The 23,059-nt window shown below is 67.1% G+C and carries 14 protein-coding genes; 7 read left to right on the top strand and 7 right to left on the bottom strand.

Features of this window, described 5'->3' with window-relative positions; genetic code table 11:
* The first annotated feature begins 89 nt into the window (after positions 1–89).
* Entirely contained in the window at positions 90–2,381 is a 2,292-nt protein-coding gene (locus tag AC06E9_RS03905; RefSeq protein ID WP_478055502.1) for a TonB-dependent receptor, read from the top strand.
* Positions 2,382–3,125: 744 nt separating this feature from the next.
* On the opposite strand, the gene phbB is transcribed toward AC06E9_RS03905, so the two are convergent.
* The 3 genes from phbB to AC06E9_RS03890 are packed head-to-tail and all read right to left on the bottom strand — an operon-like array spanning position 3,126 to position 6,442.
* Entirely contained in the window at positions 3,126–3,866 is a 741-nt protein-coding gene (gene phbB / locus AC06E9_RS03900; protein ID WP_088432597.1) for an acetoacetyl-CoA reductase, read from the bottom strand.
* A 25-nt stretch (positions 3,867–3,891) separates the two neighbouring features.
* On the bottom strand, positions 3,892–5,220 hold the full coding sequence (locus tag AC06E9_RS03895; RefSeq protein WP_070473693.1) for a CitMHS family transporter: 1,329 nt from the start codon (positions 5,218–5,220) through the stop codon (positions 3,892–3,894).
* 40 nt (positions 5,221–5,260) lie between these two features.
* A complete protein-coding gene (locus AC06E9_RS03890) occupies positions 5,261–6,442 on the bottom strand; it encodes an OprO/OprP family phosphate-selective porin (protein ID WP_478055501.1) in 1,182 nt (393 codons plus the stop codon).
* Between the two features lie 156 nt (positions 6,443–6,598).
* Here AC06E9_RS03890 and AC06E9_RS03885 point away from each other — a divergent pair, with 156 nt between their 5' ends.
* From AC06E9_RS03885 to AC06E9_RS03870, 4 genes are all read left to right on the top strand, one after another.
* Positions 6,599–7,297 carry a response regulator transcription factor gene (locus AC06E9_RS03885; protein WP_152154229.1) on the top strand — a complete coding sequence of 233 codons (699 nt, stop codon included), beginning with the start codon at positions 6,599–6,601 and terminating at the stop codon, positions 7,295–7,297.
* Entirely contained in the window at positions 7,287–8,669 is a 1,383-nt protein-coding gene (locus AC06E9_RS03880; protein ID WP_478055500.1) for a sensor histidine kinase N-terminal domain-containing protein, read from the top strand. Before AC06E9_RS03885 ends, AC06E9_RS03880 begins: the two co-directional genes overlap by 11 nt.
* A complete protein-coding gene (locus tag AC06E9_RS03875; protein WP_152154233.1) occupies positions 8,666–9,718 on the top strand; it encodes an ABC transporter substrate-binding protein in 1,053 nt (350 codons plus the stop codon). Before AC06E9_RS03880 ends, AC06E9_RS03875 begins: the two co-directional genes overlap by 4 nt.
* A 135-nt stretch (positions 9,719–9,853) precedes the next feature.
* Complete coding sequence (locus tag AC06E9_RS03870; protein ID WP_461770253.1) at positions 9,854–10,504, top strand: LuxR C-terminal-related transcriptional regulator; 651 nt, start codon at positions 9,854–9,856, stop codon at positions 10,502–10,504.
* 10 nt (positions 10,505–10,514) lie between these two features.
* Here the strand turns inward: AC06E9_RS03870 and AC06E9_RS03865 are convergent, their stop codons facing one another.
* Entirely contained in the window at positions 10,515–13,166 is a 2,652-nt protein-coding gene (locus AC06E9_RS03865; RefSeq protein ID WP_478055499.1) for a hybrid sensor histidine kinase/response regulator, read from the bottom strand.
* Positions 13,167–13,222: 56 nt separating this feature from the next.
* A complete protein-coding gene (locus AC06E9_RS03860; RefSeq protein WP_152154237.1) occupies positions 13,223–14,389 on the bottom strand; it encodes an OprO/OprP family phosphate-selective porin in 1,167 nt (388 codons plus the stop codon).
* Between the two features lie 261 nt (positions 14,390–14,650).
* On the opposite strand from AC06E9_RS03860, the gene AC06E9_RS03855 reads away from it, so the two are divergent.
* Together AC06E9_RS03855 and AC06E9_RS03850 are read left to right on the top strand one after the other, a co-directional pair.
* Complete coding sequence (locus AC06E9_RS03855; RefSeq protein WP_121039654.1) at positions 14,651–16,000, top strand: dicarboxylate/amino acid:cation symporter; 1,350 nt, start codon at positions 14,651–14,653, stop codon at positions 15,998–16,000.
* A 199-nt stretch (positions 16,001–16,199) separates the two neighbouring features.
* Complete coding sequence (locus tag AC06E9_RS03850) at positions 16,200–18,491, top strand: NADP-dependent malic enzyme (RefSeq protein WP_121039652.1); 2,292 nt, start codon at positions 16,200–16,202, stop codon at positions 18,489–18,491.
* A 440-nt stretch (positions 18,492–18,931) separates the two neighbouring features.
* Here the strand turns inward: AC06E9_RS03850 and AC06E9_RS03845 are convergent, their stop codons facing one another.
* Complete coding sequence (locus AC06E9_RS03845; protein WP_121039646.1) at positions 18,932–19,630, bottom strand: basic secretory protein-like protein; 699 nt, start codon at positions 19,628–19,630, stop codon at positions 18,932–18,934.
* Positions 19,627–22,983, bottom strand: a complete 3,357-nt coding sequence (locus AC06E9_RS03840; protein WP_478055498.1) for a GH92 family glycosyl hydrolase — start codon at positions 22,981–22,983, stop codon at positions 19,627–19,629. The genes AC06E9_RS03845 and AC06E9_RS03840 overlap by 4 nt, the downstream gene beginning before the upstream one ends.
* Positions 22,984–23,059: the final 76 nt, after the last annotated feature.

Below are 23,059 nucleotides of genomic sequence, written 5' to 3'. Positions count from 1 at the left end.
TGAACCGTAAACATCCTTTCATGTTCCGCTCGCATGCTGGTCATGCACCTGCATTGCGCAGGTCATCTTCCCCCATGTAACGGACGACCATGCTTACCCGACCCCTGACGATCGCGGTGGCCCTCGCGCTGTGCGCTGCCAACGCCCACGCTGCCGATGTAGACGCCACCGCCGCTGCCAACGTCGCGCTCAGCGCGCAGACCCTGGATACCGTTTCAGTGATCGGCCAGGGCGAGACCCGCCAGGTGCAGCGCATCACGGCCGTGGACAAGGAAGTGCTGCCGCCGGGCACCAGCGGCCAGAAGATCCTCGATCGCCTGCCGGGTGTATCCGTGCAGTCCAACGATGCCTTCGGCGCCAACGAAGAATCGCAGACGATCAGCCTGCGCGGCTTCGACAAGAGCCGCCTGGGCTACACGCTGGACGGCATTCCGCTGGGCGACAACAGCTACGGCAACTACAACGGCCTGAGCATCGCCCGTGCGCTGATCGCCGAGAATCTCGCCGGCGCAGAATTGTCGCAGGGCATCGGCTCGCTGGGCGTCGCCTCGACCAGCAACCTCGGCGGCACCATCCAGTACTTCTCGCAGGACCCGTCCACCGAGTTCGGCGGCAAGGCCAGCGTCACCGTCGGCGATGACAACCAGCGCCGCGGCTACCTGCGGGTGGACACCGGCGACATCAACGGCTTCTCGGCCTATGTGTCCGGCGTGCATCAGGATTCGGACATGTGGGCCGAACCGAACCAGAACCAGACCACCCGCCAGTTCAACGCCAAGGCGATCTGGAACGTGGGTGACCACCGCTTCGGTGCCTTCGCTGCCACCTCGCGCGTGAGCCAGGCCAACTACGCCTACCTGTCCAAGAGCATGCTCGCGCGTGGCCTCGGCTGGGACTGGAACATCTACGCACCGGATTGGGACCGCGCGGTTGCCGCCGCCTACTGCGCACCGGGCACCTACAACGCGCAGAAGTGTGCGTTCACCGGTGGCGTCAACAGCATCGACGACGCGTACTACCAGAGCCGCGCGCTGCGCGACGACAACCTGTACTCGCTGGATGCCGACCTCGCGCTGGGCGACAGCGCCCGCCTGAAGCTGCTTGGCTACCACCACGAGAACCGCGGCCAGGGCCACTGGTGGGCACCGGGCCAGCCCTCCAACCCGGGGACGCCGGAGATGCTCCCGATCTCCATCCGCAGCACCAACTACACCATCAACCGCCAGGGCATCACCGCCGCACTGAGCTGGCAATGGGGCATCCATTCACTGGAAGCAGGGCTGTGGTACGAGCGCAACGACCACAACGTGGAGCGCAACTTCTACTACATCACCGGCCCGTTCCTGGATGACGGCTACCTCAACCATCCGGACCGCCGCCTGTTCGATCAGGACTTCGACATCCGCACGCGCCAGTTCTACGTGCAGGACCGCATGCGCTTCCTGGACGACCGCCTGACCGTGGATGTGGGCATCAAGAGCCCGAACACGCGCATGACCGCCAACGCCAAGCCGGGCACCGAAGCCAGCTACGCCTCCGGCACCCTGACCGCCAAGGAATCGGTACTGCCGCAGGCCGGCATCGGCTTCAAGCTGAGCCCGAACCAGGAAGTCTTCGCCTCCTACTCGGAGAACATCGCCGCCTTCGTCGGTGGTGGCAGCGGCGGCCCGCTGCAGGTCTCGCCAGAGTCCTTCGCGGCCAGCGCCGGGCTGGAACCGGAGAAGTCCAAGACGCTGGAAGCCGGCTTCCGTACCTTCGGCGAAAAGTACCAGGCCTCGATCGCGGCCTATCACGTGACGTTCGACAACCGCCTGCTCTCGCTCAACCCCTGCACCAGCATCGAAGTGGGCACGCGCCCGGAGTGCATCACGCGCTTCATCAACGTGGGCTCGGTGAAAAGCCGCGGCGCGGAACTGACCTTCATCCTCAAGCCGATGGATGGCCTGCAGTGGTACAACGCGCTCTCGTGGAACAAGACCACCTACGAGGACGACTACACCTCGGGCGGTGCGATCGTGCCGGTGGCCGGCAAGATCACGGTGGACACCCCCGAGCGCATGGCCTCCAGTGAGATCAGCTGGAACCGCGATGGCTTCTTCGCGAGTCTGCGCGCGAAGTACACGGGCAAGCGTTATTACACCTACACCAACGACCAGTCGGTGCCGGGCGTGACGACGTTCGATGCGGGGATGGGGTATTCGTTCGGGCCGGGCATGGGGCTGCGCGATATCAAAGTGTCGCTCAATGCGACCAATCTGACGAACAAGCGGTATGCCGGCCAGCTCAGTTCGTTCGCGCCGACGGATCCGACCGGCACGCGCTATGCGATCCACGCGAGCGCGCCGCGCCAGCTGTTCATGACGGTGGCTGCGGAGTTCTGATCTCCGCTTGCTTGGGCATGGGTAGCCACCGACCGTTGGTCGGTGGCTTTGCCACCCAGATGACTGGGCCAGGCGTGGGGTGTGTGGGTTCGCGGGACGCGCCGTAAACCCATCCATGGGGGCTCGTGAGCCGCATCCATGCGGCACAACGGTCCCGCCAACCCACACACCCCACGCCTCCGACAGTTGGCTGGTGGCCATGGCGAAGCAACGCAACGCCGCAGACGGACAAGACCGAGGCTACTCGAGCTGAGCCACCTCAGCTGGGAAAGCTACGCAGATCAATCGAGCCGGGCGAGCCAAGCGGACCAAGCAGGGCAAGCGGACCAAGCAGGGCAAGCGGTCCAAGCAAGTCAACGAAGCGAACGAATCCAAGCAAGCCAAGCCAATGCAACGGCGGCACCAAGCGCCGGTTTTTTTCGTTGCGCACCAGCTCACTGTCAAAGGGTAGGCACGGGTGGGTTGGCGGGACCGTGTGTTGCCATGGATGGCAACACACGAGCTTACATGGACGTACTTGCAGCGGGTCCCGCCAACCCACCCGTGCCTGCCCAGCGCGACATGGGCCTGCAGTCTGGCTTTTGCCCCGCCGTTGCAGTTGCAGTTTCTGTTGCCATTGCCATTGCCATTGCAAGTAGCCCAACCCCCCGAACGCCTGAAGGCAAAAAAAAAGCCCCGATGCCAACCAGCATCGCAGCTCACCTCGTGGGGGAGGCCACGCATCACGTGGGATGCGCAAAACCGTCAGAACATATGCAGACCACCGTTCACCGCATAATCCGCACCCGTCACATACGCCGCATCATCGGATGCCAACCACGCACACAGACTCGCCACCTCCTCCGGCTTGCCCAACCGCCGGATCGGCACCGAACCTGCCAGACGATCCAACACATCCGGCGGAAAACTACTGATCGACTGACTCGCGATGTACCCCGGCGAAATCGTATTCACCGTCACACCCCGCGTCGCCACCTCATTGGCCAACGCCCGGCTGAAACCATGCATCGCCGCCTTCGCCGTCGCGAAGTTCACCTGGCCGATCTGGCCCTTGTGCGCACTCACCGAGCCGATGTTCACGATCCGGCCCCAGCCGCGCGTGCTCATGCCATCGATCACCTGCTTGGTGATGTTGAACAGCGCATGCAGGTTCGAGCCCATCACCGCGTTCCAATCGTCCGGACTCATCTGCCGGAACAGCACATCGCGGCTGCCGCCGGCATTGTTGACCAGCACATCGATCTCGCCGACCTCGGCTTTCACCTTCGCGAACGCCGCCACGGTCGACGACCAGTCCGCCGCGTTGCCTTCCGATGCGATGAAATCAAAGCCGAGTTCGCGCTGCTCGCGCAGCCAGGCGGCCTTGCGCGGGGAATTGGGTGCGCAGCCGGCCACCACGGTGTGGCCGTTGCGGGCCAGTTTCTGGCAGATGGCAGTGCCGACACTGCCCATGGCGCTGGTGACGTAAGCGATGCGAAGAGTCATGGCGGAACGCTCCTTGGTAGGCGGGTCAAGACGCAAGCGGATACAGGCCGAACAGCAGCCCACCGAACATCAGCAGCATCGAAATGGCGATCGCCCACTTCAGGGTGAACTTCTGGTGGTCGGCGAACTCCACCTTGGCCAGGCCGACCAGCAGGTAGGTCGAGGGCACCAGCGGGCTGAGCAGATGCACCGGCTGGCCGGCCAGCGAGGCGCGCGCCATCTCCACCGGGGTGATGCCGTAGTTGCCGGCCGCTTCGGACAGGATCGGCAGTACGCCGAAGTAGAAGGCGTCGTTGGACATGAAGAAGGTGAACGGCATCGAGGCCAGCGCGGTGATCACCGCCAGGTACGGCCCCCAGCTGTCGGGGATGATCGCCAGGAAGCTGTGCGACATCGCCTCGACCATGCCGGTGTTGTTGAGAATGCCGGTGAAGATGCCCGCCGCGAAGATCAGCGAGACCACCGACAGCACGTTGCCGGCATGGTTGACCACGCGGCGGCGCTGCTCGGCCAGGTTCGGGTAGTTGATCACCAGGGCGATCGCGAAGCCGACCATGAACAGCACCGGCATCGGCAGCACACCCAGGATCAGCGCAGTCATCAGCGCGATCGTCAGGCCCAGGTTGACCCACAGCAGCTTCGGGCGCTTGGTGTCCTCGGCGTCTTCCACCGTCGGCAGCGTGTTGCCATCATCGGAGACGCTGTTGTCCATCCAGCTGCCGCCCTGGGGCAGGGTAACGACGCCCAGGCGGCGGCGCTCCTTCATGCCCAGGTACCAGGCCAGCACCAGCACGCCGGCGCAGGCGATCACCATCGAGGGGATCAGCGGCACGAACACGTCGGCCGGGTCCACGTGCAGCGCGGTGGCGGCACGGGCGGTCGGGCCGCCCCACGGGGTGAGGTTCATCACGCCGCCGGCGAGGATGGTCACGCAGGTCATGTTCAACGCGTTCATGCCCAGGCGCTGATACAACGGCAGCATCGCCGACACGGTGATCATGTACGTGGTCGAGCCATCGCCGTCGAGCGAGATCAGCATCGCCAGGATGGCGGTGCCGAGCACGATCTTCATCGGGTCGCCCTTGACGAAGCGCAGGATGATCCGCACCAGCGGATCGAACAGGCCCGCATCGATCATCACCCCGAAGTACAGGATGGCGAACATCAACATCACGCCGGTCGGCGCGATCTTCTTGATGCCTTCCAGCATCATGTCGTCGATGCCGGCCGCGAAGCCGCCGATCAGCGCGAACAGGATCGGAATGGTGATGAGGGCGACCAGCGGCGAGAGCCGCTTGCTCATGATCAAGTACATGAATGTAATGACCATGCCAAAGCCGAGGATGCTCAGCATCATCTGCATTCTCCAGAGGAAACGGTGCGGAAAGTGGGCATCAGAAGTCGTACTGCAGGCGGCCGGTCACCGCGCGGGTGCGATCCACGGTGGCGTCGGCCAGGCGGTCGCGGTTGCGGCTTTCGATCAGGTTGAGCATGAAGCGCAGGTTCGGGCGCATGTACCAGTTGCCACCCAGCGTCCACGCCTCGGTCTGTCCGTCGCGCAGGTCGGGCTGGCCGATCAGGTGCTGGTCGCCCCGCATCTGGTCATAGCGCAGTGCCAGTTCGAACGCGCCGGCGGCGTGCTGGAAATCCTTGACACGCCCGAAACGACCGGTCTTGCGGTCGTACACGCGCGATTCACCGGTGACGAACCAGCTGAGCATCCCGTAGCCGGCCAGGACCTTGCCGCGCTGGCTGCCGTCATCGAACGTGGCGCCGCTGAATTCGCCCTGCCAGGACAGCGGGCCGCGCACCTGCGCGTACTCCAGCGACCACTTGTTGACGTCGGTGTCGCGGCCGGCCGAGAAATCGACCAGGGTCAGGCGGCTGTTGTCGGACAGATGACCGGCCGGGCGCGGGCGGATGCGCAGGGCAGGCACGCCGTCCGTGCCCGGGTTGTCGTAGCGCTCATGCGCCAGCGACAGGCCCAGGTGCAGGACATCACCGGCCGTGGCGCCGGGTGCCCAGGTGGCGCGGCCACCGGCGGCGCGGCCCTTGACCTGCCAAGCGTCGATGCTTTCCAGGCTGTACGCGCTGGCAGCCCAGGTCATGTCGCCGCGCGCAGCCTGCCAGGACGCGCCCAGCCGGTACAGCGGTGCCAGCGTGGTGCCGGCATTGCCGCGCTCCAGGAAGCTGCCGTAGTTGGAACTGGTGCGGTCATCCAGCGAGAAGAACTGCTTGAACTGGCCCACGGTGAGCTTGCCGGCATCGCCGAAGCTGCGGCTGACGAACACATCCTTGGCCTCGACCCGATCACCGGAGAAATCCGCTTCCAGCTTGTAGTCGACGGCGAAGAACCTGCCCGAGACATCCACCCACGCGCGGCGGATCTCGGTGTCGTCCTTGTTCGGGGTGCCGCGACGGTCGTTGTCGAAGTCGGCGAAATCCAGGTGCAGGCGGCCGCCCAGGGTCGCGGTGACCGGGCGGTCGTCATCGCGGTCGTCGGCGGCCCAGGCGGGCGCGGCCCACAACAGCGTGCAGGCGGCCGGCAGGCACCAGCGCAGTGCGTTCAGTTCCATGGACCCTCCCAGGTACCGGATGTTCGGTGATGACGCGATGGCGCAGCCTAGTGCCGGGATGCTGTCATCCACCTGTCAGCCAGTGCTGCACCGCAGCGAAGCGCACGGCGGGGCTCGCACGCGCTAGCATTCCCGCACCTTTTCCGATCCCGACCGATGCGCATCCTGCTGGTGGAAGACAACCCGGACCTGGCCGACGCGATCGTCCGCCGCATGCGCCGCAGTGGCCATGCCGTGGATTGGCAGAGCGATGGACTGGCCGCGGCGAGCGTGCTGCGTTACCAGACCTTCGATCTGGTCGTGCTCGATATCGGCCTGCCGAAACTGGATGGGCTGCGCGTGCTGGCCGGCATGCGCGAGCGCGGTGACAGCACGCCGGTATTGATGCTCACCGCACGTGATGGCATCGAGGACCGCGTGCAGGCATTGGACGTGGGCGCGGATGATTACCTCGGCAAGCCGTTCGATTTCCGCGAGTTCGAAGCGCGCTGCCGTGTGCTGTTGCGGCGTACCCGTGGGCAGGCCAGCGAGGTGGTGCAGATCGGTGGCTTCCAGTTCGACAACGCCGCGCACCGGGTCAGCCTGGACGGTCAGCCGATCGAGCTGCCGAACCGCGAATACCGGCTGCTGGAGATCCTGATGGGCCGGCTCGGGCAGGTGGTCGGCAAGGACGAGATCGGCAACGGGCTGTTCGGCTTCGATGACGAGGCCGGACCCAACGCCATCGAGCTGTATGTCGGGCGCCTGCGCCGAAAGCTGGCCCAGGCACCCCTGCGCATCGTGACCGTGCGCGGCAGTGGCTATCTGCTTGAGGCGCACGATGCGGCGGCCGAGGGCAGTCCCGATGGTGACTGAGGCCCGCGCGCCATCCTCGATCCGGCGCACGCTGTGGCTGTACCTGGGCGGGTTGATGGCGCTGTTCGCCGTCGCCTTGTTCTTTGGCGCGCGTGACTATGGCCAGCGTGCCGCCAACCGCTCCTACGATCACCTGCTGGTGTCCTCGGCGTTGTCGATCGTTGATTCGGTGGCGCTGGTGGACGCGCAGTGGCAGGTCGATCTGCCGTATGCCGCGCTCGATCTGCTGGCGATGGCACCGGAAGACCGCGTGTTCTACCGCGTCTTCGATGCGCGCAACCAGACCGTGACCGGCTACGACGACCTGCCCGCGCCGCCACGCACGCCGACCGATCGCCCGCAGTTGTTCGACGCCCCCTACAGCGGTGAAACGGTGCGCTTCGTGGTGGTCTCACGACGGGTCTCATCACCCTCCGCGCAGGCGGAGGTGCGTGTGCAGGTGGGGCAGACCCGGCGGGCGCGCGAGGCGCTGGCACAAGATATGGTGACCCGCGCGCTGGTGGCGATCGTGGTGTTGTCGCTGTTGTCGCTGGCCTTGGTCGCGCTGGGGGTGCACCGTGCGCTGCGCCCGCTGGTGAGGGTCGAACGCGAGTTGTCCAGACGCGAACCCTCCGACCTGCGCCCACTGGATGCGACCACACCGCAGGAGATGGACCAGATGGTCGGCGCGCTGAATCACTTCATGGGCCGGCTCTCGAACAGCAATGAAACCCTGCGCGCGTTCATGGCCGAGGCGGCCCATCAGATGCGCACCCCGCTGGCCGCGCTGCGTGCGCAGGCGCAGTTGGCGCTGGACGACGAAGACCCTGAGGACATGCGCCGCAGCCTGGAGGCCATCGAGCGCAATGCCACGCACATGAGCCGGTTGCTCAATCAGTTGCTCAGCGATGCCAGCGTGATCCATCGCGCCAACCTGCAGCGTTTCGCGCTGGTTGACCTGGCCGAGATCGCGCACCAGGCCCTGCACGAGGCGGTGCCACAGGCATTGCCGGCCCCCCGCGTGCAGCTGGCGGTGACCCGCGATCCGGCGTGGGTCAACGGCGATGCACTGCTGCTGCGCGAAGCGATCAAGAACCTGATCGACAATGCGCTCAAATACGGTGGTGACGGCGCGTTGCAGGTGGCCCTGACCACCGAGGAGCGCCACTGCGTGTTGACCATTGCCGACCATGGCCCCGGTATTGCACCCGCCGATGCCGAGCGCGTGTTCGAGCGCTTCGCGCGGGGCGAAGGCGCGGCGGCCGGAGGGGCGGGGCTGGGCTTGGCGATCGTCAAGCGGGTGGTGGACAGCCATGGCGGCTGCATCGATCTGTCCAACCGGGTGGGCGGCGGCCTGATCGCCACCATCCGGCTGCCGAGGAGGCACGCATGAACGTTCTGACCGGTCTGCTGCTGATGGTGGTCGCTGTCACTGCATCCGCCGATCCCGGCGACGTGCAGCGCTTTCCCGCTCAGGGCACGCCGACCGCGCAGCTGCGCATCCACGGTTCCACCGATATCGAGGTGTTTGCGACTGTCATTGCCGATTACCAGCGGCTGCACCCGGGCACCGAGATCATCTATGAGGACGTGATCGCGCAGGAGATGTACGCGCGCTACCTGCGTGACCGCAGCAGCCCGACCGCACCGGACATGCTGATCAGCAGCGGCATGGACCTGCAGACCAAGCTGGTCAACGACGGGCATGCGCTGTCGCATCGCTCGGCACAGACTGATGCGCTGCCCGCGTGGGCGCAGTGGCGGCACGAGGCGTTCGGGATCAGCTACGAGCCGGTCGCGATGGTCTACAACACGCGCATGCTGCCGGCGGCGCGCGTGCCACATACACGCCGCCAACTGCTGGAGCTGTTGCGTGCGCCGGATGCACCGCTGCTGGGCCGGGTGGGCACCTACGACGTGCAGCGCAGCAGCGTCGGGTATCTGCTCGCTACCCAGGATGGTCAGCGCGGCAGCATGGCCGGCGCGCTGCTGGGCGCACTCGGCGACAACCGGGTGCAGCTGGAGGAGCGCACCGGCGTGCTGCTGGACCGGGTCAGCAGCGGACAACTTTCGCTGGTCTATAACGTGCTGGGATCGTATGCGCAGGCCCGCATCGATGCCGGTGCACCGTTGGGCATCATCGAGCCGGAGGACTACACCCTGGTGATGCTGCGTACTGCGGTGATTCCGCGTGGCGGCCAGCACCCCGGGGAAGCCCGCCGGTTCCTGGACTACCTGCTGTCGCCCCGCGGGCAGCAGGTGCTCTCGCGCGAGGCGCGGCTGATGCCGATCCTGCCGGCGGCGGGCCAGCGCCGGGGGGCGTCGCCAGAGCGCAGCTACCGCCCGATCCAGCTCGGCCCGGGCTTGCTGGTGTACCTGGACGGGCTCAAGCGGCGCCAGTTCCTGGACGCGTGGCGCGGCAGCATGCAGCAGGGGCGGTGAGGCCGTTGGCGCGCCCCCTTCAACACGAAGGGGGCTTTTCTCCAGACGCTCAACGTGTGTAGGCAGGGTTGGGTTGGCACCTCGGGGATGCTGGGGATGCCTCCGCTGGCCGTTTAACCTCATTACAATCGGCGCATGAGTGATATCACCGTTCTGGTCGCCGACGACCACCCGCTGCTGCGCGCTGCGGTCGTGCATTCGCTGCGCCAGGCGCTGCCGCACGTCCACGTGATCGAAGTGGCCAGCGCGGCAACGCTGGAGAGCGCGCTGGACCAGCATGCGGAGATCGAGCTGGTCCTGCTGGATCTGACCATGCCCGGCGCACGCGGGTTCTCCTCGCTGTTGCACGTGCGCGGCGGGCATCCGGATGTGCCGGTGGTGATCGTGTCGTCCAATGACCACCCGCGGGTGATCCGGCGTGCGCAGCAATTCGGCGCAGCCGGCTTCATTCCCAAGTCGGCCCCGGCCGAGACCCTGGGCCAGGCAGTGGCGGCGGTGCTCGATGGCGGGGTGTGGTTCCCGGCGATGGCGGCCGAACGGTCCGAATCCGATGCGCTGCTGGCTACCCGCTTGGCGCAGCTCACCCCGCAGCAGTTCCGCGTGCTGTTGTGCCTGGCCGATGGCCTGCTCAACAAGCAGATCGCCTACGAGCTGGGCCTGGCCGAGAACACGGTCAAGGTGCACGTCACCGCGATTCTGAAGAAGCTGGAATGCCACAGCCGCACACAGGCGGCGGTGCTGGTGAAGGCCCTGGAGCCGGAAGGGGATGCGGGCGCAGGGGTCTAGCGGCGCGTGCTCAGCTGCGATGCCGTAGCAGCAGCTGTGTCATCAGGGCCCGCAGCGCGGGCGGGCGCACCGGCTTGGACAGGAACCCCCAGCCGTTTTCCGCGGCCTGCGCGCGCAGCGCATCGTCGCGCTCTGCGGTGACCAGGATCACCGGCGGGCGCGCGTGCCACAGGCCGCACAGCTGTTCGTACAGGTCTGGTCCGTGCCACTGGCCCATGCGCACATCCAGCAGCAGCAGCTTGGGCACATTGAACGCCGAGGCGATCTCGAGCGCGGCCTGCGGCCCGTCGGCCAGTTCCACCTCACAGCCCCAGCGCTCCAACAGCGCGCGGGTGGCGGCGCAGACGCGCGGATCATCGTCGATGCTCCAGACCCGGCAGTGGCGCAACGGACTGTCATCGCCGCTATCGACCACCGGGGCGACCGCGGGCGCCGGTGCGGCCACCACGTCCGCTGCCGCCCCCAACGGCAGGCTTATCGAGAACACACTGCCGCGCCCCAGGGTGGAACGCAGCCGGATCGGATGGCCGAGCAGACGGCCGATCCGCTCCACGATCGCCAGACCCAGCCCGGCCCCGCGTTCCTGGTCTACACCGTCATCCAACCGGCGGAATTCTTCGAAGATCTCGCTCTGCAGGCTCTCCGGTATACCGGGTCCCTGGTCGTGCACTTCGATGCGCAGCTGATCGCCATCACGGCGGCAGCCGAGCAACACGCGGCCGCGCGGGGTGTAGCGCAGCGCGTTGGAGAGGAAGTTCTGCAGGATGCGGCGCAGCAGCGCTTCATCGCTCACCACCACGGCACGCGTATCCACCCAGTGCAGCTGCAGGCCGCGGCTGTCGGCGGCCAGCCCGAACTCGCGGGCCAGCGTTTCCAGCAGCGGTGACAGTGCGAAGGGGCGCACATGGGTCTGCAGCGCGCCCGATTCCAGCCGCGAGATGTCCAGCAGGCTGTTGAGGATGGCGTCCTGCGCGGCCAGTGCGGCATCCACGTGCTCGCTGAGCTCGCGGGCGTCACCCTGCAGCTTGCCGCGCAGCACTGAGACGAACATCCGCGCCGCGTTCAACGGTTGCAGCAGGTCGTGCACGGCCGAGGCCACGAAGCGCGATTTGTAGCGGTTGGCGCGCTCGGCTTCCCGGCGCGCTTCATCCAGATCGCGGGTGCGCTCGGCCACGCGATGCTCCAGCGCATCAGCCAGCGAGCGCAGCTCGCGTGCGGTGTTCTTGTAGGCAGTGATGTCGGCATAGCTGGTGACGAAGCCGCCATCGGGGAGCGGGTTGCCGCGGATCTCCAGCACCGTGCCGTCGTCCTTTTCGCTCTCGCGCATGTGCGGGCGGCCGCTGCGCAGATGGTTCAGGCGACGCTCGATGGCTTCATCGATCGGCCCCGGGCCGAGCAGGCCGCGGCGTGCGTTGTAGCGGAATATCTCCTCGATCGGCCGGCCGACCCGGATCAACCCGGTCGGGAAGCGGAACAGCTCCAGATACCGTGCATTCCAGGCGACCAGCTTCTGCTCGTTGTCGATCACCACCACGCCCTGCGGCAGGTGCGCCAGGCTGCGGCTGAGACCGCTGTCGGCCTGTTGCGCTGCCTGCAGCACGCCATCCTGGGCGGTGCGCAGTTCCTGCGCGTGCTGCTTGAGCATACTCTCCAGCTCGCGTCGGCTGCGCTGCCGGTGCGCGGCCAGGCGCCGGCGCTGCTGCACGAACAGGCCCAGGAAACACAGTGCCAGCCAGATGCCGCCGGCGGCCAGCGCAGCACTCCGGCCGACCGCGGCACTGGCGCTGGCGTCATGCAGCAGGTGCAGCTTCCACTGCGGCTCGTTCAGCGCCAGGGTCTGCCACAGCACCGGCCGTGGCAGCGCAGGCTGCTCCACGCGGACCATGCGCCCGCCATCGGCCAGTACTTCCACGGTGCGTGCCTGCAGGGGTTGCAGTGAGCGGTCCGCGTACTGGCGGGTGGCGAGCATCTCGTTGCGTTCCTGCGGGCCGAGCGGGCGCAGCAGCCGGTAGCGCCAGGCATCGCCGTTGGCCAGGAACACCACATCGTGGGCATCGGTGGCCAGCACGATGTCCGGGCTCTGCAGCCACTCCTGTTCGAGCGCGCGCAGTTCGATCTTGATCGCGACCACGCCGAGCACGCTGCCGCCGGCGTCGTAGATCGCCTGGGAGAGGAAGTAGCCCGGCACGGCCGTGGTCATGCCGATGCCGTAGAAGTGCCCGCTGCCGCGCGCCATCGCCTGCTGGTAGTAGGGGCGGTAGCTGTAGTCCTCGCCGACGTTGCTGGTCGGCTGGTCCCAGTTGCTGGCGGCCACGGCAATGCCGTGCCGGTCGATCAGGGTCAGGGTGGAGGCGCGGGTGACATTGTTGGCCTGGGCCAGCTTGAGATTGAGCCGCTGTCGTTCGGCGGCGCTCAAGGGGTGCGAGACCGCCTGGTGCAGGTCCGGGTCGAGCGCCAGCACCTGCGGCAAGGTGCCGAAACGATCAATGCGCTGCTGCAGGGTCTGGGCATACAGCCCGAGCTGGCGGCGGACCTGCAGGCTTTCATCGTCCAGTGCCCGCTGCTGGGCATAGCGCCCGGCCAGCAGCGCGCACAGCGCCGTGCCGCCGAGCATCAGGACGATGAGCAGCAGCCAGGGACGATAGCGGGAGACGCGGTACATGCCGTCAGTCTAGGCAGGGCAGGGCGGACGCGCATCAACGCGTCCGCCGGGCGGGCTCAGAAGTGCATCTGGGCACGCAGCTCGAAGATCTCCGGCTGGCTGCGCACGCCGCGACGGCTGGCGTCGACCTTGACGTAGTTCGCCTGGAACTTGAAGTGCGAGGTCAGGTACCAGTTGGCGCCGATGGTCCAATCGTGCTGGCGGCCGCCGAACACGTCGGCATCGTCCAGATCGATACGGCTGTAGCGCGTTACCAGCTCCACTGCGCCGTAGTCGTGGGCCGGCTTGACGTTGGCCACGGCACCGGCGTTGTACGGGCGCGATTCGCCGGTCAGGATCCAGCTGGCCATCGCGTACTGGCCGTTGCCGGTGTAATCCGGCTTGCCGTCACGGCTGACCGTGGTCTGCAGCGCTTCGCCCTGCAGCGAGAACGGGCCGCGGATCCAGATGCCTTCCAGGCCGGTGCGCACGATCTTGTCGGCGGTGATCAGTGCGCCGGAGTCGACCAGACGGATATCGGTCAAGCCGGCTTCTGGGCGCGCGCGCAGGCGGGCACTGGCCGGGTGCGAGACATCGCGGCCATCGCGGTAACCGCGCGGGTTTTCCTGCGAATAAGCCAGGCCCAGGTGCACGACGTCGCCCGCGGCCTTGACCGGGGTCCACACCGCACGCACGGCCTGGGTAGTGCCGGGGTTGTCGCCCTGCAGGTCCTTGCCGCCATAGGCGCCGGCCTGCAGCAGGTACTGCGGGCGCTCCAGCACCCATTCGGCACCGGTGCGGCGGCCTTCGTAGAACGCCTGCACGGGCAGGGCGGTCTCCAGGAAGCTGCCGGCGCGCGAGGAGGTGCCGGCATCCAGGCCGACCGGGGTCTTCATATAGCCGAAGCGGAAGCGGCCGATGTCGCTGCCGAAGAAGGCCTTGCTTTCCAAGCGCACGAACACATCGAGCCAGGTGTCGGCCTGGAAGTCGTAATAGACCATGGCGTCGTACACGCCCTTCTTCTTCAGGGTCGCGCCGAATTCCTTGCGGCGCACGGCGTCGGCATCGTCGATGCCACTGCCGCCGGAGAAGTCGTTGAGGTCGTAGGCAATGTTGGCAGTGGCTGCCAGCTCGGTACCGTCACTGAAGGTGGTCTTGGTCGGCCAGTTGTCCCAGTCGGCCGCGGTGGCGGCGAGCGGGGCGGTGGTCAGGGCCAGGGCGATGAACAGGGGCGTAGGGCGCATGGGCGGTAGCTGCTAGATAAGGGTGGGGCAGAACAACAACGGCCGCGAACGGCAAATCTGTGGGTCTCTCCCCCTGATCCGCTGCCGGGCCACCCGCCGCCGTGGGGGCGCGGTGCCTGGGCAGTGTAGGCAGTCCGGTCAGCTGAACCGGGGGGCTAGTACCAATAGGTTATCTGCGTTGGCGAGATGCGGGCGTAAAAAGGCCACGCCAGATGCCGCCCAGCGCGGCCGGCATCCTTCGTGACACTGCCGGAGCTTTCCATGCACGTTCCCACCACCGCCCCGCTGGCGGCCAAGCCGCTGCCGTTCTACCGCCAACTGTATTTCCAGGTGGTGGTGGCGATCGTTCTCGGTGCCATCCTCGGCCATTACGAGCCGGCCTTCGCCGAATCGCTCAAGCCGCTGGGCGACGCCTTCATCAAGCTGGTGAAGATGATCATCGCCCCGGTGATCTTCCTGACCATCGTCACCGGTATCGCCGGCATGACCCACCTGCGCACCGTGGGCCGGGTCTTCGCCAAATCGATGGCCTACTTCCTGTTCTTCTCCACGCTGGCCCTGATCGTGGGCATGGTGGTGGCGCACGTGGTGCAGCCGGGCGCGGGGATGAACATCAACCCGGCCGATCTGGACCAGACCGCGGTCAACGGCTATGTGCAGAAGTCGCATGAGCTGACCCTGGTCGGCTTCGCGCTGGACATCATCCCGGCCACCCTGGTCAGCGCCTTCGTCGAAGGCAACATCCTGCAGGTGCTGTTCGTGGCGGTGCTGTTCGGCATCGCGCTGGCCCTGACCGGCGCCAAGGGCCGCCCGGTGCTGACCTTCCTGGAGGCGCTGACCGCCCCGGTGTTCCGCCTGGTCCACATCCTGATGAAGGCCGCCCCGATCGGTGCGTTCGGCGCGATCGCCTTCACCATCGGCAAGTACGGGGTCGGCTCGCTGGTCAACCTGGCCTGGCTGGTCGGCTCGTTCTACCTGACCGCCTTCCTGTTCGTGGCGGTGATCCTGGGCGTGGTGTGCCGCCTGTGCGGCTTCTCGGTGTTCAAGCTGGCCCGCTACCTCAAGGCCGAGCTGCTGCTGGTGCTGGGTACCTCCTCCTCGGAATCGGCGCTGCCCTCGCTGATGGAGAAGATGGAAAAGGCCGGCTGCAGCAAGTCCGTGGTGGGCCTGGTGGTCCCGACCGGGTACTCGTTCAACCTGGACGGCACCAACATCTACATGACCCTGGCGGCGCTGTTCATCGCCCAGGCGACCAACACCGAACTGACCCTGGGCCACCAGATCGCCCTGCTGCTGGTGGCGATGCTCAGCTCCAAGGGCGCCGCTGGCGTCACCGGTGCCGGCTTCATCACCCTGGCCGCCACCCTGGCGGTGGTGCCGGAAGTGCCGGTGGCCGGCATGGCGCTGATCCTGGGCGTGGACCGCTTCATGAGCGAATGCCGCTCGCTGACCAACTTCATCGGCAATGCGGTGGCCACCGTGGTGGTCTCGCGCTGGGAAAACGCGCTGGATCGCGACCGCCTGGCAATGGTGCTCGATGGCCGTGAGGCCGAGCTGCCGCCGCTGGTCGTGGCCGACCTGCCGGACACGCTGCCGGCCCCGGCGCATTGAGCCCGATGACCTGATTGTGTGGTGCATGGTCGTGCCGTTCCTGCCGGGGCGTCAGGGCCATGTTTTATTTTGAAGGCCCGGTGCGCGGTGCTGGAATATGTGCGGTTGCAGCATGACCGCGACAGCGTAGCGACAGGTCCGTCCACGCCAACGGGGGTATGATCCCCTGTTCCTCTCGCCCATTCATCTGCAGAAAGCGATGTCCAACGAAGATTTCAAACAGGCAGCCCTCGACTATCACCGGCTCTCGCCGCCCGGCAAGATCAAGGTCACCGCGACCAAGCCGATGTTGACCCAGCGCGATCTGTCGTTGGCGTACTCCCCGGGCGTGGCGCACGCCTGCGAGGCGATCATGGCCGACCCGCAGCAGGCCAGTGAACTGACCGCCCGCGGCAATCTTGTCGCCGTCATTTCCAACGGTACCGCCGTGCTGGGCCTGGGCAACATCGGCCCGCTGGCCGGCAAGCCGGTGATGGAAGGCAAGGGCGTGCTGTTCCAGAAGTTCGCCGGCATCGATGTGTTCGACATCGAGATCGATGAAAACGACCCGGACAAGCTGGTCGACATCATCGCCTCGCTGGAACCGACCTTCGGCGGCATCAATCTGGAAGACATCAAGGCGCCGGAGTGCTTCATCGTGGAGCGCAAGCTGCGCGAGCGGATGAACATCCCGGTGTTCCATGACGACCAGCACGGCACCGCGATCATCGTCGGCGCGGCCGTGCTCAACGCCATGCTCGTCACCGGCAAGAAGATCGAAGACGTGAAGCTGGCCACCACCGGCATGGGCGCAGCGGGTATCTCCTGCGTCAACATGCTGGTCTCGCTGGGCCTGAAGAAAGAGAACATCCTGGCCTTCGACCGCGACGGCGTGATCCACACCGGCCGCACCGATCTGGACCCGGAGAAGGCGCGCTACGCGCGTGATACCGACAAGCGCACGCTGGCCGAGATCGTCGATGGCGCGGACATCTTCCTGGGCCTGTCGGCCCCGGGCATCCTGACCGCGGACATGGTCAAGACCATGGCCAAGGATCCGGTGATCTTCGCGCTGGCCAACCCGACCCCGGAAATCATGCCGGAAGTGGCCCGTTCGGTCCGCCCGGACGCGCTGATCGGTACCGGTCGTTCGGACTACCCGAACCAGATCAACAACGTGCTGTGCTTCCCGTATCTGTTCCGCGGTGCGCTGGATGTCGGCGCGACCGCGATCAACGAAGAAATGAAGATCGCCTGCGTGCACGCGATCGCCGCGATGGCACGCCGCGAGGCCAGCGACCTGGGCTCGGCCTATGGCGATGAGACCCCGAGCTTCGGCCGTGACTACCTGATTCCGCGTCCGTTCGACCGCCGCCTGCTGGTGGAGCTGTCGGCTGCCGTGGCGCAGGCCGCGATGGATTCCGGCGTGGCTACCCGTCCGGTCGCCGACATGGGCGCCTACCGCGAGAAGCTGGCCCAGTTCGTCTACCGCACCAGCCTGATGATGAAGCCGGTCTACGACCGCGCGCGTTCGGACAAGCAGCGCGTGGTGTACGCCGAAGGCGAGGAAGAAGTGGTGCTGCGCGCCGTGCAGAACGTGGTCGATGAAGGCCTGGCGCAGCCGATCCTGATCGGCCGCCCGGACGTGATCGAGGCCCGCGTCGAACGCCTGGGCCTGCGCATGAAGGCCGGTGTCGATTTCGACATCACCAACATCAACGACGATCCGCGTTTCAACGAGTACTGGCAGTACTACCACAACCTCACCGGCCGTCGTGGTGTGACTGTGGCTGCGGCCAAGAACCTGATGCGCTCGCGCCCGACCCTGATCGCCGCAGTGATGGTGGCGCGTGGCGAAGCCGACGCGATGCTGACCGGCGTGGTCGGCCGCTTCCACAAGAAGCTCGGCTACGTGCGCAGCGTGCTGCCGCTGGAAGCCAAGGTGACCTCGACCTCGGCGATGACCGGCGTGATCAACCAGCAGGGCGTGTTCTTCTTCGTGGATACCCACGTGCAGGAAGACCCGACCGCCGAGCAGATCACCGAGGCGACGCTGCAGGCGGCTTACCGCATGAAGCTGTTCGGCATCGAACCGAAGGTGGCGCTGCTGTCGCACTCCAACTTCGGCAGCCACGACTCCAAGGACGCGCTGAAGATGCGGGCGGTCCGCGAGATGCTGCTCAAGCGCAACCCGCGCTTGAACGTGGATGGCGAAATGCAGGGGGATACCGCATGGGATGAAGCCCTGCGCCAGAAGCTGCTGCCCAACAGCACGCTGAAGGGCCGTGCCAACCTGTTCGTGCTGCCCAACCTGGAAGCGGCCAACATTGCCTACAACCTGGTGCGCGTGTTCACCGACGGCGTGGCGATCGGCCCGATCCTGATGGGCGTGGCCAAGCCGGTGCACATCCTGACCACCAGCGCGACCTCGCGCCGCGTGCTCAACATGACCGCCATCGCGGCCGTGGATGCGCAGATCCGCAAGCAGCTGGAGGCGGAGAAGAACGCGTAAGGCGTTCTTTCCTCCTCTGAGTTGCCAGAACGCGCCCTTCGGGGCGCGTTCTCGTTTCGGGCAGCGAAACCGGTAGCTGCCGACCGTTGGTCGGCAGGCCATGTTTGCCTTCGGCCTGCGGTCGTTGTGGTGCGTGCATCTGCCACACACGCGCCGCACGGCGGTCACCGTCCTGCAACGTCCCAAGCGCCCAATACCCCTACGCGGCCCGGCCGTGGCGGCGCTCCGGTGGGGGCGTCGCCACCCTGGGCCCGACCAGATCCTCCACGATCAGCCACGGGAACGGTGTCATGCGCCATCGACGCACGAAGCGGTATTTCCAGCAGCTATTCGCGCTCTACGCCGGGTTGGTCGGCGCGCGCTGAAGACGGCACCGTTGGGACCGGTAGTGCCGGCCGCTGGCCGGCTCCTGGCAGACGCCGACCGGCCACAGACAGTAATCAGCGTGTCTGCACGTACTGCGCCCACAAGGCCGGCAACGCCACGCCGCTGAGTGTTTCCCACAGCGCCGGCGTATAGCGGCCCTCACGCAGGGCACCATCCAGCGCCTTCACCAGCCCGGGATGCTGTGCCTCGCTCCAGGCCAGGAACGCACCGGTCACCCGGTAGCCCGTATCGACGTTCTCCTCCGGTTTGACCTGCGTCGGCAATGCCCAGCCGGCTGCGGCGTTGTCCTTGCCGTAGCGGTCGCGGGCGTAATCGGCGATGCCTTCCACCAGCCAGCCCGGCACGCGCGCATTGGCGTACTCCGGGTAGCCCTGCACGATGTGCATCGCCTCGTGGGTGACCAGATCGATGTCGCCCGGGTGCGTGTGCAACCAGGCCGGGTTGATCGTGATCGTCGCCGCCTGCGCCTTCTCACCGACAAAGGCGATGCCGTCGTAAGCCGGGTCGATCACGATGCCGACCTGCGTCGGTGCGGCCGGATGGAAATCGGCGCGCTCGCGCAGATACGCGCCGAAGAAGGTCTCGATGATGCGCTCGCGCACCGGCGCGGCCAGCGCATCGCTGGCGTCGCGGTAGTGCAGGGTCACGTCCTCGCGGGTCTGCGTGGTCTCGAACGCGTGCGCATCGGCAAGCCCGGCGGTGACGAGCACGGCGGTCAGCAGGCAACGGGGGATCGGCAGGGCAGTCCTCATCGCGTCGCCGCCGGTGCGAGCAGTTCGACTTCCGCCAGTTGCAGGCGACCCGGTGCACCGATGCGCAGCCGGTACTCGGCGTAGCGGCCCGGCTGGGCGATGCGGAACGGTCGGGTCTGCATTGCCCAGGCGAAGGCTTCGCCACGTCGCTGGTCGACCTGCACCCAGCGGCCACCGGTGGTGCGTGCCTCCAGCGTCCACTCGCCACCGCGGATCGGGCCGTTGCCACTGGTCAGTGTGTACATCGCGGGCGTACCCGCTGCGACATTGCTGAAGGTGATCGTGCTCGAGACGCCCAACGGCAGTGCCGTGGCCGCATCGTCATCGATCACCGCGGCGGCCGCGCGGCCATCGCCGAGCTGGGCAGTCGCGCCGCTGCCCAGAAGATCATGCAGCAGGGACGGCTGCTGGCCGCGCGCGGTGAGCGAGCGCGGCGCATCGTCCGGGCCGGTGCCCCAGCGCGAGGGCTCCGGGCCCATGACGAAGTCCAACGTGGCGCCCTTGGCGAGCAGCTCGTGTGGCAGCCAGGTCTTGGTCCACGGCGTGCCGTTGACCTTCAGCGACTGCACGTAGATGTTGGTGGCCGAGTTCTCCGGCGCGTTGACGGTCAGCACCGCGCCGCCCTGCAGCGCCACGCGGGCATGGCGGAACAGCGGCGAGCCGATCACGTACTCCGGTGCGCCCATGCGCAGCGGGTAGATGCCCAGCGAGGCGAACAGGTACCACGCCGAGGTCTCGCCGTTGTCCTCATCGCCCGGGTAGCCCTGGCCGATCTCGCTGCCCAGGTACAGGCGCGAGAGGATCTCGCGCACATGCTGCTGGGTCTTCCACGGCTGCCCGGCATACAGGTACATCCATGGGATGTGGTGGGCCGGCTGGTTGCTGTGCGCGTACATGCCCATGCGCACATCGCGCGCTTCGGTCATCTCGTGGATGGTGCCGCCGTAGGAGCCTGCAAACGCCGCATCGGCGGTTTCCGGCGTGGCGAAGAAGGTATCCAGCTTGGCCGCCAACTGCGCGCGGCCGCCGTACAGGGCCGCCAGGCCTTCACCGTCGTGCGCGGCGGTGAAGGCGAAGGTCCAGCCGTTGGATTCGGTGTAGTCATGGCCCCACACGCGCGGGTCGTAGTCCTTGGCGTCCAGACGCCAGCTGCCATCCGGCTTGCGACCCTGGAAGAAGCCTGCGGCGGGATCGAACAACGTGGCGTAGGTGCCGGCGCGGTGACGGAAGTAGTCGGCCTCGGTCGCATAGCGTTCGCGCGCAGCCGGCGTATCGGCCTGCTTGGCCAGGACCTCGGCCATGTTGGCCACGCCGAAATCGTTGAGTGCGCCTTCCATCGTCCACGACATGCCCTCATGCACGTCGGCAGTGGCATAGCCACGGAACGTGGAACGGTCCATGCCCTTGCGCCCGACATGGCGGTCCGGCGGCACCACGGTCGCGTTCTTCAGTGCGGCAGCGTAGGCCTCCTGCGGGTCGAAGCCACCGATGCCCTTCAGCCACGCATCGGCGAAGGCCACGTCCGAACTGGTGCCCACCATCAGATCGGCATAGCCGGGCGAGGACCAGCGCGCGACCCAGCCACCGGCGCGGTACTGCTCGATGAAACCCTGCACCAGCGCGCCGGCGTCGTCCTTGGTGAACAGCGCATAGGCCGGCCAGGTGGTGCGGAAGGTATCCCAGAAGCCGTTGTTGACGTACACCTTGCCATCGCGCACCGGCGCGAAGCTGCGCGTGGCACTGCCGTCGGTGTTCTCATCCGAGGCGCTGGCCTGGCTGGCATAGCGCCAGTCCGGCGCCGCTGCGGTGCCGGCGTTTTCATGGCCGGAATTGGGGTAGAGGTAGAGGCGGTACAGGTTGGAGTACAAGGTGGTCTTCTGGTCGTCGCTGGCATCGTCCACATCGAAGCGGGCCAGGCGCTGGTCCCACGCTTCCTGCGCACGCGCGGCCACGCGATCCACATCGTCGGCAGCGGCCACTTCCAGGGCCAGGTTATGACGGGCCTGCTCGACCGAGATCAACGAGGTGGCGATGCGCATGGTGACGCGGCGCTCGGCACCCGCATCGAACTTGATGTAGCCGGTCGGGCGGCCGGTCTTCACCGTGCCGCTGCTGCGCCACGGGCGGTCGAAGCTGGCCACCACATACATGCGCGTGGCGCCGGTGGACAGGCCACTGCGCGTATCGGTATAGCCGGAGAGTGTCTGGGTGGCCGCATCCAGCGTCAGCCCGCCGCGTGCGTCGACGTTGTCGAACAGCAGATTGGCATCACCGCCTTCGGGGAACGCGAAGCGGAAGACGGCGGCGTGGTCGGTCGGTGCGATCGAGGCGGCGATGCCGTTGTCGAAGCGCACGTCATAGCGGTACGGGCGGGCCTGCTCGTTCTCGCGCGAGAAGCTCAGCGCACGCTTGCTGCGGTCGGCTTCGGGCACGCCACGGGTCGCCGATGGCATCACCTGGAAGGTCTGGCGGTCGCCCATCCACGGGCTGGGCTGGTGGCTCAGCGCCAGCGCCTGCAGGGCAGGGCGGTTGGCTGCGTCGTTCTGTTCGTTCCAGCGGTACAGCCAGGTCAGCGAGCCGGCATCGGTCACCGGCGTCCAGAAATTGAAGCCGTGCGGCACGGCGGTGGCCGGGAAATTGTTGCCGCGCGAGAAGGTGCCATTGGCCTGCGTGCCGCGGGTGGTCAGCACCCAATCCGAGGGACGTTGCGGCGTACTGCGCGGTTGCGTGTCCAGGCGGACATCGTCGATCCAGCCGGCCACCGGTGCGCCATCGGCGCTGGCCACCTCCACCTCCAGCGCGACCACGCGACGCCCGCGCAGGGCCGGGGTATCGCCCAGACGAACGGCTTTGCGTGCCCACTGCTGCGGGTACAGCGTCTTCGAGTCGCCCTGTGCACGCGCACCCAGTGCCACCCCGTGATGATCGCGCGCAGCGCTCGCCGAGACCCGGGTGCCGTCGTCGAGCACCAGATCGAGCGAGACGTAAGTCGAGGCCACGGTGTCCTTGCCGACGATCTCGGGCAGCACCAGCCAGGACAGGGTGGTATCGGCTTCGATGGCCAGGTCGGTCGTGAACAGCTGGCGGCGCGCCTGGCCGCCGGCGCTGGCGTAGTGCAGCGCGTGCAGGCCGCTGTAGCCGACGCCGGGCTTGGCGGCATAGGGGGCGGCTGGGCCACTGCCGATCCGTACCTGCAGGGCGCCGTCGCCGGCCGCCGCGGCCGGGGCCGGTTGGCCCGGCTCGAAGGAGGTCTGCAGGCCCTGCGCGGCGGCCGGCAGGGCGATCGATACGCAGGCCAGTGCCAGGGCGAGGGGAAGGGCGCGGCGGACGGGGCGCAGGTCGGACAGGGTCATGCAAGGGTCTCCCGGGGAGGGCAGGCGGCAGGCAGGACCCGCATCGATGGCCACGGCGGACGGCGTCGCCCCAGCC

Source organism: Stenotrophomonas sp. Steno-Z10-BAI (genome assembly GCF_056393115.1).
Note: the sequence above shows the minus strand (reverse complement) of the source record. Positions and strands in the feature narration are given on the sequence as shown.